Source organism: Noviherbaspirillum sp. ST9, assembly GCF_048799745.1.
GTDB lineage: Bacteria > Pseudomonadota > Gammaproteobacteria > Burkholderiales > Burkholderiaceae_D > Noviherbaspirillum.
Genome location: NZ_JBLWFR010000002.1, coordinates 192,671 through 206,458, shown reverse-complemented (window position 1 = coordinate 206,458; position 13,788 = coordinate 192,671). Strand labels below are relative to the sequence as shown.

Sequence of the window (13,788 nt, the reverse complement as noted above, 5' to 3'; positions counted from 1 at the left end):
AGCAGATGGATGTTTCGGTACAACCAGGAACGGGTGGCATCACCCGCCTGCTTGACCTTGCCCACCGGGCCCGACATGTCGACGACAGCGTCGAGCTCGATTTCATGGCCGTCAATTCGACCCACACGCTCGCACCTTACCGGCAGGCGGCGTTGTGGTTCGCCGACCGTCGCGTATGCGCATTGTCCGGCGTCGTGCAGATCGAAGCCAATGCGCCCTATGTCCAATGGCTCGAACGCGTCTGTGGTGCCTTGCAGACGCCCGGCCCCGTCGATGCCAGGTCGCTTGATCCGGAAGTCGGCGATGATTGGCACGACTGGTTGCCGGCTTACGGCCTGTGGATCCCGTTGACGTCGGCGTCGCGCGAGGCGGGTGGCACGCGCGGCGGCCTTCTCCTTGCACGCGATGTTCCCTGGCTTGAAGATGAAATCGCGCTGCTGCTCGAATGGGGCGATATCCTGCAACATGCGTATGAAGCAAAGCGTCCGGCACACGCGTGGAACCTGGCGTCCCTCAAATCCGCAATCAAGGGCGCACTTGCCGTCAAGACCGGTGCGCCGTGGTGGAAACGCCGCTCGACTGCGGTCGCCGGCTTGCTCCTGCTCTCCCTGCTGTTGCCCGTTCGCCTGACGGTTCTTGCCCCCGGCGAACTGGTTCCCGCGAATCCGGCGGTCATCCGCTCTCCGCTCGAAGGCGTGATCGCACAATTCCATGTGAAGCCGAACGAGTCCGTGAAAAAGGACCAGCCGCTGTTCGACTTCGACGAAGCGCAACTGGCGAGCCGGCGCGCCGTCGCCGAGCAGGCATTGGCGACGGCGGAAGCCGAATACCGCCAGGCGCTGCAACAGGCGCTGAACGACGGCAAGTCGAAAAACCTGCTGGCGAGCTTGCAGGGAAAGATCGAGGAACGCCGTGCCGAAACCGAGTACCTGCGCGGCATGGTGGATCGCGCACGCGTGGTGGCGCCGCGCGGCGGCATCGCGTTGTTCGACGACCCCGGAGAATGGATCGGGCGTCCGGTCGCGACCGGCGAGCGGGTCATGCGGATCGCGACGCCGGACGATATCGAGGTGGAAGCCTGGCTTCCGGTCGGCGACGCCATCCGCCTCGAGGCCGGCGCGGACGTCGAACTCTATCTGAGCGCCGCGCCGCTCTCGCCGGTCCCGGCACGCATCCGGTACATCGCCTATGAGGCCGTGCAGCGCCCCGACGGCAACTACGCCTATCGCGTGCGCGCGGCATTGGACGAAAAAACCGGCCACCGTGTCGGACTCCGCGGAACCGCGAAATTGTCCGGCGGCCGCGTGCCGCTTGTTTACTGGGTGCTTCGGCGTCCGCTCGCGGCGGCCCGCCAGTTCCTCGGATGGTAGCCATGGATGTCGCCCTGCCTCCATTACGCGAGGAGCTGTCCCTGCATCCCGGCCCCATCCTCGCCAATGGCGAACCAAGCCACATCCTCGAAGACCCGGTGCGGAACCAGTTTTTCCGCATCGACTGGATGACCTTCGAGATTCTGCAGCGCTGGTCCTTCGGCAATCCGGAGGACATCGCGCTGTCGGTGCGGTCATCCACCACATTGCATCCCGACGCTGACGATGTCGCCGGCGTTCTGAAATTCCTCGCTGACAACCAGCTCGTGCGTCCGGACCCGACGTCTTCGGTGAAGCCAATGGCGCGCCGCCATATCGAATCGCGCGGTTCGTTGAGCAAGCAGTTGTTGCATCATTACCTGTTCTTCCGCATTCCGCTGCTCAAACCCGATCGATGGCTGGCGCATATTGCTCCGGCCTTCGACTGGATGTTCTCCAAGACCTTCGCCCGCCTGACCCTGCTTGCACTCGTGCTTGGCGGCGCGCAGGTATTCCGCGAATGGGAGCGGTTCACCACGACGCTCGCCGACACCTTCACCCCGAGCGGCTTGCTGGCCTATGCGATTGCAATGGCGGGCGTGAAGTGCGCGCACGAACTCGGCCATGCGCTGACGGCCAAACGGTACGGATGCCAGGTGCCGTCCATGGGCCTGGCCTTCCTCGTGCTGTGGCCGGTGCCCTACACCGACACGAATGCAGTCTGGCGGCTGCGCGACAATCGCAAACGCCTGCATGTCGCCGGCGCTGGGGTCGCCACGGAACTCGTTATTGCAGTCTGGTCCACGCTGGCCTGGACACTGTTGCCGGACGGCTTGCTGCGGTCCATCGTATTCCCGCTGGCGACGACTACGTGGATTGCGACACTGGCCATCAACCTCAGCCCCTTCATGCGCTTTGACGGCTACTTCCTGCTGTCCGATTGGCTCGACATGCCAAACCTGCACAACCGCGCCTTCGACCTCGCGCGCTGGGACCTGCGCGAAAGGCTGTTCGCTCTCGGCGCGCAGCCGCCGGAACACTTCACGCGGCTGCGCCATGCCGGATTGATCCTTTTTGCATGGGGCACCTGGCTGTACAGGCTCTCGCTATTCCTGGCTATCGCGCTGCTGGTGTATCACTTCTTCATCAAGGCCGTTGGCATCTTTCTCTTCGCGGTGGAAATCGTGTGGTTCATCCTTCGCCCGATCACAAACGAGATCGGTACCTGGCGCGCGCTCTGGCCGCAACTCCGGCACAGCAAGCGCGCGCGCCGCAGCGCAGGCGTTCTTGCCATCCTGGTGCTGCTGTTCGTCATCCCCTGGCCGTCCCGCATCCAGGCAGGCGGCAGTCTCCACGCATTGCAGGTATTTCCGGTTCACGCGCCGGTGCATGCGCAGGTGGTCGCTACGCCGGTGACGGAAGGCAGCGAGGTCAAGGCCGGACAAGTCCTCATCGCCCTGGGCGCGATGGAAAACGACAAGCGCCGCCAGGCCCTGGAATCACGCATCGAACGGTTGCGCTGGCAAGTATCGTCGGTGGCGGCCTTCGATAGCGAGCAACGCGCGCGCATGGCAACGTCACGCGAGGAGCTGGAGACCGCGGAAGCGGAATGGCGCGAGCTCCAGCTGGAGGCGGCGCGCTTCCAGCCCGTCGCGCCTTTTGACGGCCGGCTGCACGATGTCGAGCCGGATCTCGCGCCGGGCGTATGGGTCCGAAAGAATGAGCGTCTTGCGCTTCTCGTTGGCAAGGATGGCAGCGAAGCCGAAACCTTCCTCGACGAAGAAAGCGTTCAGCGCGTATCCGTCGGCGATTCCGCCCGTTTCTATCCCGATGGGCTGGACGGCCCGGCCCGCAGACTGGTCGTCACCGGCATCGACCAGGACGCAACGCGCGTTCTTCCCAGCGGCTGGTGGGCGGCGCAGCACGGCGGCTCCGTCGCTGCGCGTGAAAAGCAAGGCGCCTGGTACCCGGAGCACGGCGTATACCGTGTCAAGCTCGCCCTTGCCCCGGATGAGGCCGTGGAACCCGCGCATCAGGCGCTGCGGGGCACGGTCGTCATTGCAGGAAAGTGGGAAGCACCGGGACTGCGTTTTGTCCGCAATTTCTTCTCGGTGCTCTGGCGGGAACTGGGATTCTGACGGCGATCAGTACGACAGCCGCCCGTTCGCACCGACGACGGCAATGTCGAGGTAATGCGCGCCGCGGCGATTGGATTCGCTGAAATTGATCGGATAGCCCGCCAGCATGAAGCTGTTCATCGAGGTCAGCGCGTGCGTGACCTTTTCCGGTGTCGGCTTCGGTCCGGCCATGCGGATCGCTTCGACGGCCAGGCGCAGGTTGAGGAAGACTTCGAAGTTCAGCGGGTTGGAGCTGATGCCCTTGCCGTAAGGCGACTTGAGGAAGGTCTGGAACTCCTTCGCCAGCGGCAGCGTCGTCGATGCCGGGTTCGGCACCACCTGGCTGATGCCGACGCCGCGCACCCGCTGCTCGCCCGCGAAATCCGCGAGCTGCTTGGCAGGCACGAAGGACAGCGCATACACCTGCGCCATGGACCGGGACTTGTCGTAAACCTTCATGAAGCGCGACACCGCCTCGGGCACGCCCATCAGGAAGATGGCCTGCGGGCGGGCATCCACCATCTGCGCGGCGTGCGCCGTAAAGTCCGTCTCACCCGGCTTGTACGGCACCTTCTGCACCACCTCGAAGCCGTAGGTCTCGGAAGCCTTGGCAACCGCCTGGTTGATGCTGGCGCCGAATCCATCCTCCTGGAACAGCACGGCAACGCGCTTGAGTCCGAGCGTGCTGGCCAGGCGCGAAATCTTCATCACCTCGTCGGTGTAGCTCGCCCGCGTGTGGAAGATCTGCTCCGAACCCGGGCCGCGGATGATGTCCGAACCGCTGAATACGCCGACCAGGGGGACGCGATGGTGGGTCAGGACGCCCGATTTCATCAGCGCGGCGGTATTGGCGGTGCCCAGTCCGTTCACCAGCGCGACGATGTTTTCCTTGCTGATCAATTCGTCGACGAGGGCCGGCGTCTTGCGCGGATCGTACTGGTCGTCGCGCACGGCGAGCTTCAGCGTGTTGCCGTTGATGCCGCCTTTGGCATTGATCATTTCCAGGTAGCCGTTGGCAATCGCCATGCCCTCGGCCGCCGTAGACGCGGTTGGGCCGGTGAGGCCGAAAACGGAACCGATCCTGACTTCCGCGGCGTGCGCCAGAGTAATGGCAGAGAAGGCAGCGACCGCTGCCAGTGATTTGATGAACATGTTGTCTCCTCGTCAATGAATGGGTTGGCCCGGATGTTTTTGTATGGCCCCTTGTATCGCTCCGGGCTGCCTTGCCGACGAAAAATCTTGACGACAGGCACTTTTCTTTTTGTCAGGCCAATCTAGCTACTTTTCGTCAAGCAAGAAAGTGCCCGTTGTAGAGCAGTTGTTCTAAAATCATGCGGTTTGCGCCGGCCATTCGGCGCGCAATACCCCTTTTCGGAGAACACCTTGGCACTGAATCCCCGGCAGCGACAATTGCTCGAGTTCGTCAGGCAACACGAGACGGTGTCGGTCGAGGAACTGGCCCGGAAGTTCGACGTCACGCCGCAGACGGTGCGCCGCGACATCAAGGCCATGGAAGAAGCGAGGCTGCTCTCGCGCTATCACGGCGGCGTCGGGCTCGCATCGTCGGTCGAAAACATCGACTATCTGCAGCGCCAGACCTTGCATCTCGGCGCCAAGCGCGGCATTGCCGCTGAGGTAGCAAAGCGCGTCAAGCCGGGATGCTCCCTCCTGATCAACATCGGCACCACGACCGAAGAAGTCGCCCGTGCGCTGGTTAACCATGAAAACCTGCACGTCATCACCAACAATCTGAACGTCGCGACCATCCTGTGCGACAACCCGTCGTCCGAAGTCATCCTTGCCGGCGGCGTGGTGCGCAAGCGCGACCGCGCAATCATCGGTGAGGCGACCAGCGACTTCATCCGGCAGTTCAAGGTCGATATCGGCATCATCGGGATTTCAAGCATCGAGCCGGACGGGACGCTGCGCGACTTCGATCCCCGCGAAGTACGGGTGGCGCAGACCATCATTGAACAATCCCGCGAAGTCTGGCTGGTAGCCGACGGCAACAAGTTCGGGCGCGAGGCGCTGGTGCGGATGGGTCACATCACCCAGGTTGACAAACTGTTCACGGACACCCGGCCGCCCGAATCGCTGCTGAAAATCATGAAAACCGGGGGCGTCGAAGCCATCATTGCCCATCCTTCCGCCTGAAACCCGCATTTCCACAGGGGTTTCAGGGGCAATTCAGCGCTTTTTCGGGTCACCTGCAGCCCGGAAATGGTAAAATCCCACGTTTCGCTTCACGCGACTGGCTCATCCGCGTCGCGTCCGCAATCCCGGTTTCATTCCGCCTACTGTCATCAATCATGAGTGCATTTAACGAAGAGCGCGTGCTGAGCGTGCATCACTGGACCGACAAGCTGTTCACCTTCACGACCACCCGCGACCCGTCCCTGCGGTTCTCCAACGGCCATTTCACGATGATCGGCCTGCGCGTGAACGACAAGCCGCTGCTGCGCGCCTACAGCATCGTCAGTGCCAACTATGAGGACCACCTGGAGTTCCTGAGCATCAAGGTACCCGACGGTCCGCTAACCTCCCGCCTGCAGCACATCAAGGTGGGCGACACCGTGATCGTGGGCCGCAAGCCGACCGGCACGCTGCTGATCGACTACCTGCTGCCCGGCAAGCGCCTGTATTTGCTGTCCACCGGCACCGGCCTCGCGCCCTTCATGAGCATCGTGCGCGATCCGGAAACCTACGAGAAGTTCGAGCAGGTCATCCTCGTGCACGGCGTGCGCGAAGTGGACGAACTGGCGTACCACGACCTGCTGGTCGAGCACCTGCCGAACCACGAATTCCTCGGTGAACTGGTGTCGAGCAAGCTGCGCTACTACCCGACCGTGACCCGCGAGCAGTACAGGAACATGGGCCGCGTGACCGAGCTGATCGAAAACGGCAAGATCTTTGAAGACCTGCAAGTGCCGCCGCTGGATCCGGCCGTTGACCGCGTGATGATCTGCGGCAGCCCCGCCATGCTGCGCGACCTGAAGCAAATGCTGGAAAAGCGCAACTTCAAGGAAGGCAACACGTCCACCCCGGGCGACTTCGTCATCGAGCGCGCTTTCGCCGAGCAGTAACCGCAGTTCCCCTGCCTCGCCGGACTCCCGGCGGGGTAATCTTCCTCCTCCGGCAGTTCAGCCAACCCTTCCTCTTCTTTCGGCCGGTCAAGCTCCGTGACGCGTGTCGGGAACAAGCACGCCCTGTCGACTCTCTATCCTCGACACAACGCCGGGAATACATGCGTACGCCCGCGTCGTGCCGTCCGGCGCGTGCCGGCATCCCAACGACTGAAACCGGGCACCGATCATGAAGATTGCACAGGTTTCCCCCTTGTTCGAGAGTGTTCCTCCGAAGGGTTATGGCGGCACGGAACGGGTTGTTTCCTTTCTTACCGAAGAACTGGTCCGGCAAGGGCATGAGGTCACGCTGTTCGCGTCCGGCGATTCAACGACGCGGGCGCGACTTGTCGCCACCGTAGACCAAAGCGTCCGCAACAGTGCCTTCGACCAATCGTGGCTCGCCTATCACCTGATCCAGCTGGACCAGGTCATCGGAATGTCGGATGACTTCGACGTGATCCATTTCCATACCGACTTCCTGCAGTTCCCGACGCTGAGGAATTGCGGCACGCCCCACCTGACGACACTGCACGGGCGGCTCGACCTTTCGTACCTGGTTCCGGTATATCAACATTTCCGCGTTCCGCCGCTGGTGTCCATTTCCGACAGCCAGCGCACGCCCTTGCCCTGGGCAAACTGGGTTAACACCGTCTATCACGGCTTGCCGGCGAACCTGTACGCCTACAACGAGGAACCGGGCGATTATTTCCTGTTCATCGGCAGAATATCGCCGGAAAAGCGCGTCGACCGGGCCATCGACATTGCCGTACAGTGCGAACGGCCGATCTACATTGCCGCCAAGCTGAACAAGTCCGAAGAAGGCTACTTCAAGGAAGTCATCAAGCCACGGCTGCGGCATCCGCTTGTGACCTATGTCGGCGAAGTCGGCGAAACCGACAAGCGCGAATTGCTCGAACATGCACGCGCGCTCCTGTTTCCGATCGACTGGCCCGAACCATTCGGCCTGGTAATGATCGAAGCGCTTTCCTGCGGCACTCCCGTGATCGCCTACGCCAACGGATCGGTTCCCGAAATCATCGACGACGGCGTCACCGGCTTCGTCGTTTCCGATCTGGAAGAGGCAGTGCGCGCGGCACGCCGCATCGAGTCCATCAGCAGGCAGGACTGCCGGTCTGCGTTCGAACGCCGCTTCACCGCGCCTTGCATGGCGGCGAACTACCTCGACACGTATCAGCGGCTGCTGTCGCAATGAACCTCCCCCCGCCCCAACGCAAACGGAGAGTCCCATGGTTGAAAAAATCCGGCTAGGCGAACAGTGGTACATCCTTGCAACCTCATCGCCGGCAGACGAGCGCCGCCGCGTGCTGAAGCACAACGACCTGTTCGCGATGTTCGACCGATTCGGCGACGTGCAGCCCATCGGCCTCGGCGAGGAAGGCATTTACCACGGCGACACCTGCTTCCTCTCGCACCAGGAACTGCTGATCGAGGGTGTGCGCCCGATGTACCTGAACTCGACGGTGAAGGATGACAACGGCCTGTTCATCGTCGAACTGATGAATCCCGACCTGCATCCGAACGGCAGGAACAGGATCGCGAAAGGCGACCTGCACATCTTCCGCGCCAAGCTGTTGTGGAACAACGCCTGCTACGAACATGTGCGCGTGGTCAATTACGGACTCGATCCGATCGAGGTCACCCTCTCCCTCGAATACGGTGCCGACTACAAGGATATTTTCGAAGTGCGCGGTTTCAGCCGCGAGCGGCGCGGCAGGATGCTCGATCCACAGGTTTCCGCGCGCGAAATGCTGCTCGGCTATTGCGGCGTCGACGGACAGGAGCGCCATACGCGCATCACCTTCGATCCCGTGCCGGACAAGATCGCGCCCTGCCGTGCCGATTTCCGGATCTCGCTGAAGCCGAAGGCCGAGTCGCACATTTATGCCACGATCGGCTGCGAACCCGACGGCCACAAGGTACAGAACAGCACCGACTACTTCGGCGCTTTCACCGAACTGAACCGCACGGTCAGCGCCCGCCTGGAGGACCGCTGCCGCGTGGTCACGTCCGACCCCTTGTTCAACAACTGGCTCGACCGCTCCACTGCCGACCTCGTGATGCTGACCACGGACCGCAAGGAAGGCGACTATCCCTACGCCGGCCTGCCGTGGTACTCCACCACGTTCGGGCGCGACGGCATCCTCACCGCGCGCGAGTATCTCTGGATCGATCCCGGGATGGCAAAGGGTGTGCTGACCTTCCTTGCTGCCACGCAGGCCACGGAGTTCGATCCGGTGCGTGACGCCGAGCCGGGCAAGATCCTGCACGAGGCCCGCCAGGGTGAACTTGCCGCACTCAACGAAATTCCGTTCGGCCGCTACTACGGCACGGTAGATGCGACGCCGCTGTTCGTCGGGTTGGCCGGCGCGTATTACGAACGCACGGGCGACCTCGAATTCATCCGCAGCATCTGGGGCAACATTCGCAAGGCATTGAACTGGATCGACGAGTACGGCGATCGTGACGGCGACGGCTTCGTGGAATACGAGCGCTACAGCGAAACGGGCCTGGCCCAGCAGGGCTGGAAGGATTCGAACGACTCGGTGTTCCACAAGGACGGGCGCCTCGCTGACGCGCCGATTGCGCTTTGCGAAGTGCAAGGCTACGTCTACGAGGCAAAGCTGCGCGCATCTGAACTCGCGCACCTCCTCGGCGACGCGGCACTCGCCAATCGTCTGCAAAGTTCCGCCGAAGCGCTGCGCAAGAAATTCAACGAAGCATTCTGGTGCGAAGAAATGGGCACCTACGCGATCGCGTTGGACGGCAACAAGCAGCAATGCGCCGTTGCCTCTTCCAACGCCGGCCATACACTCTGGTCCGGCATCGCCACACCGGAATACGCCGCACGCATCGCCGAGCAGATGCTGACGGAGGAATTCTTCTGCGGCTGGGGCATCCGCACCATTCCGACCAATGCCTCGCGCTACAACCCCATGGCGTACCACAACGGTTCCGTCTGGCCGCATGACAATGCGCTCATTGCCGACGGCATGGCGCGTTACGGTTTCACCGGCAAGGCCATGCAGGTCTTCAGCGCCCTGCGTGAAGCAAGCCTCTACATGGACCAGAGCCGCATGCCGGAACTGTTCTGCGGCTTCGAAAAACGCCCTGACGAAGGCCCGACCCTTTATCCCGTCGCCTGTTCGCCGCAGGCGTGGGCCGCCGCCACGGTATTTTCCCTGCTGCAGGCTTGCCTCGGGCTATCCTTCGACCCGCACAAGCCGGAGATCCGATTCCGGCATCCGCAGTTGCCACCTTTCCTCGAGCGTGTCGAGATACGCGGCCTGTCGATTGCCGGCTCGACAGTCGATCTGTTGCTGCAACGGTATCCGAACAATGTCGGTGTCAATGTGATCCGCAAGGAAGGGCCTGCGGAGGTGGTCGTAGTTGCCTGAGCACAGTGCTCGAACCTTTTTTACCACCGCTTGTATTAATTGCCATGTAAGGGATGCGCCATGCGGCAAATCTGCGCTGCATGGCGGCATAGCACGGTTCTTGCAGCCGGCACTTTCGATATTTCCTCGATATGAAATTGAAGAATCGAAAGGGACACCATGCTCAATGACCTCACCGCTGCATCCCTCACCCGTTTTCACGATGACATGCTGGCCAATGCCGAATGGCCGGCCGTACAGCCGCTCGGCGAGCGGCCCGGCGCATGGTTCTGGATCGAAGCAAACCATCGCTACAACACGCTGCTCTGGAATGAAGAAGACAAGGCACGGCGCACGGATGTGAGCCCGAGCGAAATTGCCGCCTGCAAGCGCCTGATTGACCAGTACAACCAGAAACGCAACGATGCGGTGGAAGCCATCGACGAGGCCATCCTGGACGCGCTCGAAGACAGCGAGCCGGAAAGCAATGCCCGCCTCAACAGCGAAACGGCCGGCGCAATGATCGACCGCCTGTCGATACTGAGCCTGAAGATCTTTCATATGCGCGAGCAGACACAGCGCGTCGATGCCGGCCCTGAGCACATCGCAAAGTGCAGCGACAAGCTGCAGCGCCTGCTCGTCCAGCGGCAAGACCTCGGCGCCTGCTTCGACCAGTTGCTTGCCGACGCACAGCAGGGACGTGCGTATTTCAAGGTGTATCGCCAGTTCAAGATGTACAACGACCCCGCCCTCAATCCCTATCTCTACGGCGCGCAGCAACGCGCGGTGGCAGGAGGCGTGGCGACATGATGCAGCGCGCGACGATCGACGTGCTTGTTCCAACCTGCAACCGGCCCTGCGCGCTGGCCGTGACGCTGGCATCGCTGTCTGCACAAACGTTCAGCGACTTCCGCACCATCATGTCGGACCAGTCGGATGGCCAGGCATCGTTCGACAAGACGGAGGTGCAGGCCGTCATGCGCCAGATGCAGGCCAACGGCCGCGATGTCCTTGCGCTGCGCAACCTGCCACGACGCGGCATGGCGCAGCAGCGCGCCTTTCTACTTTCACAGGTCACCGCGCCGTATTGTCTGTACCTGGATGACGACGTGTTGCTGGAGAACGATGTGCTGGAACGCATGTTGCGCATCATCGAGGAACAGCAATGCGGCTTCGTCGGCAGCGCGCTGCATGGCATGAGCTTTCTCGACGACATCCGCCCCCAACAGCAGCACATCGAATTCTGGAATGGCAAGGTGGAACCGGAACGGGTGACACCCGGCAGCGCGGAATGGGCACGGCACCATCTGCACAGCGCGGCGAACCTGTTTCATGTGCAGTCCCGGCTCGGACTGACGCGGGCAACAACGCGGCTTTATCGCATTGCATGGATCGGCGGCTGCGTGTTGTTCGACACGGAGAAGTTGCGCAGCGCCGGAGGATTCGACTTCTGGGAGCAGCTTCCGGAGGCGCACTGCGGCGAGGACGTGCTGGCGCAGTTGCGCGTCATGGAACGCTACGGCGGCTGCGGGATCATTCCTTCGGGCGCCTATCATCTTGAGCTGCCGACGACCGTCACTACACGCGATGTGGATGCCCCCAGGGTCCTGCCAATCTCTTCCGCCGTGGACATGACCTGAGCGCCTTGGACGATTTCCCGCCCTTGCCCGGCGTGCGCCGGATTGTCGTCATGCGTCCGAGCGCCGTGGGCGATTTCGTGTTTGCCCTGCCCTGCCTGCATGCCTTGCGCAACGCCTACCCCGATGCCCGGATCACTTACATTGGCAGGCAATGGCACGCCGACTTTCTCGCCAACCGGCCTGGCCCCGTCGACGATGTCATTGTCCTGCCGCCCTGTCCCGGACTTGGCGTGCCGCCCGATGCCAACATCGATCCCGCCCCGGGCAAGCGATTTGTTGACGACATGCGCGCGGCGGGAATTGATATTGCGCTGCAGGTGTATGGCGGCGGTCTCTACTCAAATCCCTTCATCATGCAGTTCGGTGCACGGCTCACCGTCGGCATGAAGACGCCTGAAGCCGCGCCGCTCGACCGATGGGTGTCCTTCGGCGATTTGCAAAACCGCCGCCTGCAATTGCTCGAAGTGGCGGCACTCGCCGGCGCCACCAACGTGCGCATCGGCCGTGAACTGCATCTGACCGACGACGACAGGCGCGAAGCGGCGCAGGTCCTGCATATTCCCGACCGGCCGCTGGTGGTCCTGCAACCCGGCGCCAGCGATCCCCGCCGGCGCTGGCCGGCGGAGCGGTTCGCTGCGCTCGGCGATCTCCTTGCGCGCGAAGGTGCTGTCGTCGCCATCAACGGCAGCCACGAGGAAGCCGCTGTCGTTGCACGCGTCCTCGAACACATGCATCATCCTGCCATCAACCTGTGCGGACAGCTGTCCTTGTCCGGACTATGCGGCGTGCTGGAACGCGCGTCACTGGTCGTGTCCAACGATACCGGCCCGCTGCATCTCGCGCTCGCGATCGGCACGCCTGCGGTGGGCATCTACTGGCTGACCAATGTGCTGGAGTCGGCGCCGCTGCGCCAAAACCATCACCGGGCAGCGATGTCGCTGCGTGTGCATTGTCCGGTCTGCGGTGAGGAAAATATCAAGACGCGCTGTGCGCACGATGACAGTTTCGTGGACGGCGTGAGCGTCGAGGAAGCAAGTCAGCTTGCGCTCGCGTTGTATCAGGAGCGGACGGGCGGCTGATCGCTCTTCAGCAAGGACCGTGCATGCTGCAGCGCGAGCTCGACGCGCTGACCTTCGGGATCCCAGATGCAGCGATGACGATCCTGGTCGAGCGGCGCCCAGCGCTGCATGTCCGCCTTGCTGAACACCACCACGCTCGGCAACCGCAATCCGGCAGCGATATGCGAAACACCGGTGTCGTTGCAGACGAGCAGGCGAGCCCGGCTCATCAACGCCGCCATGGCACCCAGGGACAATGGAGACGCCGTATCGACAGCTGCATTGCGCATGCGACCGGCAACTGCGGCGGTGAGGTCGGCCTCTTTGGCCGAACCTGTCAGGACAATGCGCAACTTGAATTCATCCGCCAGGGCATCCGCCACTTCGGCGAAGCGTTCCGGCGGCCAGCACTTGTCGCGAATCCGCGCGCCCGGATGGATGCAGATATAGCCTCCGGGTTCGAGTCCTGCCGCCAGACCGCTGTCCCGCAATTCGCGCTCATCCTCGTCGGTCAGTGGAAATTCGAGATGGTTGCCGATGGCCGGCGCGCCAATGAATTCCGCGAGCCTCAGCAGGCGCAGCGGCTCCGGCCCTTCCTCCGGATATTCCATGAACGAAATCGGATCGACAACCGCACTGCCTGGCGCCACGCAACCCGCGACAGCGCCGGCGCCGAATTCGGCAACGATGCGGTTGCTGATCTGGCCGCTGCCATGCATTTGCAGCGCGAGATCGAAGCTTCTCGCGCGCATGCCGGCATAGAAGGCCTCCAGTTCCGCCTCGCGCACAGGCTGCTCGGGAAAGGCCGGATGGCCGGGGAAAGGGACGAATTCATCGACGTAGCGCCGGTAACGCTGCACGAACTGCGCCGCCCACGGCAACCCGACCAGCGCGATATGCGCGCGCGGCAGCGCGGCGCGGATCGCACGCAAGGCGGGAACCGCGCACAGCATGTCGCCGACCTGCAGCGCGCGGAATATCGCGAGCCGGTCGACCCTCATCCTCTTCAGAAGCGGCTCTCCCATCAACGGTTCATCCACGATATCTGCAAGCGCCACGCATGGCCTCCTGTCGGTTTTGCTTTCCCAGATCATGATAGGGAGG

Annotated in this window: 11 protein-coding genes; 9 read left to right on the top strand and 2 right to left on the bottom strand. The window is 62.6% G+C overall.

Annotation, left to right across the window (positions count from 1 at the left end; translation table 11 throughout):
- Positions 1-5 precede the first annotated feature (5 nt).
- Together ACNOHI_RS04355 and ACNOHI_RS04350 are read left to right on the top strand one after the other, a co-directional pair.
- The gene (locus tag ACNOHI_RS04355) at positions 6-1,370 is read left to right on the top strand and encodes an efflux RND transporter periplasmic adaptor subunit (protein WP_420473422.1); all 1,365 of its coding nucleotides are present in this window, start codon (positions 6-8) and stop codon (positions 1,368-1,370) included.
- 2 nt (positions 1,371-1,372) lie between these two features.
- Positions 1,373-3,487 carry an HlyD family efflux transporter periplasmic adaptor subunit gene (locus ACNOHI_RS04350; RefSeq protein ID WP_420473421.1) on the top strand — a complete coding sequence of 705 codons (2,115 nt, stop codon included), beginning with the start codon at positions 1,373-1,375 and terminating at the stop codon, positions 3,485-3,487.
- A gap of 6 nt (positions 3,488-3,493) precedes the next feature.
- On the opposite strand, the gene ACNOHI_RS04345 is transcribed toward ACNOHI_RS04350, so the two are convergent.
- Positions 3,494-4,618, bottom strand: coding sequence for an ABC transporter substrate-binding protein (locus ACNOHI_RS04345; RefSeq protein ID WP_420473420.1), 1,125 nt, complete (start codon positions 4,616-4,618; stop codon positions 3,494-3,496).
- Between the two features lie 237 nt (positions 4,619-4,855).
- Between ACNOHI_RS04345 and ACNOHI_RS04340 the strand changes: the two genes are divergently transcribed.
- The 7 genes from ACNOHI_RS04340 (at position 4,856) to ACNOHI_RS04310 (ending at position 12,705) form a co-directional block, all read left to right on the top strand.
- Entirely contained in the window at positions 4,856-5,620 is a 765-nt protein-coding gene (locus ACNOHI_RS04340; protein ID WP_420473813.1) for a DeoR/GlpR family DNA-binding transcription regulator, read from the top strand.
- Between the two features lie 155 nt (positions 5,621-5,775).
- Complete coding sequence (locus ACNOHI_RS04335) at positions 5,776-6,549, top strand: ferredoxin--NADP reductase (RefSeq protein ID WP_420473419.1); 774 nt, start codon at positions 5,776-5,778, stop codon at positions 6,547-6,549.
- Positions 6,550-6,778: 229 nt separating this feature from the next.
- Entirely contained in the window at positions 6,779-7,804 is a 1,026-nt protein-coding gene (locus tag ACNOHI_RS04330) for a glycosyltransferase family 4 protein (RefSeq protein ID WP_420473418.1), read from the top strand.
- A gap of 34 nt (positions 7,805-7,838) precedes the next feature.
- Positions 7,839-10,007, top strand: a complete 2,169-nt coding sequence (locus tag ACNOHI_RS04325; protein ID WP_420473417.1) for a glycogen debranching N-terminal domain-containing protein — start codon at positions 7,839-7,841, stop codon at positions 10,005-10,007.
- A gap of 159 nt (positions 10,008-10,166) precedes the next feature.
- Entirely contained in the window at positions 10,167-10,796 is a 630-nt protein-coding gene (locus ACNOHI_RS04320) for a DUF4254 domain-containing protein (RefSeq protein ID WP_420473416.1), read from the top strand.
- A complete protein-coding gene (locus tag ACNOHI_RS04315; protein WP_420473415.1) occupies positions 10,793-11,626 on the top strand; it encodes a glycosyltransferase family 2 protein in 834 nt (277 codons plus the stop codon). The genes ACNOHI_RS04320 and ACNOHI_RS04315 overlap by 4 nt, the downstream gene beginning before the upstream one ends.
- Positions 11,627-11,631: 5 nt before the next feature.
- Positions 11,632-12,705 (top strand): glycosyltransferase family 9 protein, encoded by a 1,074-nt coding sequence (locus ACNOHI_RS04310; protein ID WP_420473414.1) that lies wholly within the window; start codon positions 11,632-11,634, stop codon positions 12,703-12,705.
- Here the strand turns inward: ACNOHI_RS04310 and ACNOHI_RS04305 are convergent.
- Entirely contained in the window at positions 12,684-13,742 is a 1,059-nt protein-coding gene (locus ACNOHI_RS04305; RefSeq protein ID WP_420473413.1) for a glycosyltransferase family 9 protein, read from the bottom strand. The genes ACNOHI_RS04310 and ACNOHI_RS04305 overlap by 22 nt on opposite strands.
- Positions 13,743-13,788 lie beyond the last annotated feature (46 nt).

Coding starts and splice junctions, on each gene's coding strand:
- ACNOHI_RS04320 (WP_420473416.1), top strand. CDS start 10,167: ATGCTCAATGACCTCACCGCTGCATCCCTCACCCGTTTTCACGATGAC.
- ACNOHI_RS04350 (WP_420473421.1), top strand. CDS start 1,373: ATGGATGTCGCCCTGCCTCCATTACGCGAGGAGCTGTCCCTGCATCCC.
- ACNOHI_RS04315 (WP_420473415.1), top strand. CDS start 10,793: ATGATGCAGCGCGCGACGATCGACGTGCTTGTTCCAACCTGCAACCGG.
- ACNOHI_RS04345 (WP_420473420.1), bottom strand. CDS start 4,618: ATGTTCATCAAATCACTGGCAGCGGTCGCTGCCTTCTCTGCCATTACT.
- ACNOHI_RS04335 (WP_420473419.1), top strand. CDS start 5,776: ATGAGTGCATTTAACGAAGAGCGCGTGCTGAGCGTGCATCACTGGACC.
- ACNOHI_RS04330 (WP_420473418.1), top strand. CDS start 6,779: ATGAAGATTGCACAGGTTTCCCCCTTGTTCGAGAGTGTTCCTCCGAAG.
- ACNOHI_RS04325 (WP_420473417.1), top strand. CDS start 7,839: ATGGTTGAAAAAATCCGGCTAGGCGAACAGTGGTACATCCTTGCAACC.
- ACNOHI_RS04355 (WP_420473422.1), top strand. CDS start 6: ATGGATGTTTCGGTACAACCAGGAACGGGTGGCATCACCCGCCTGCTT.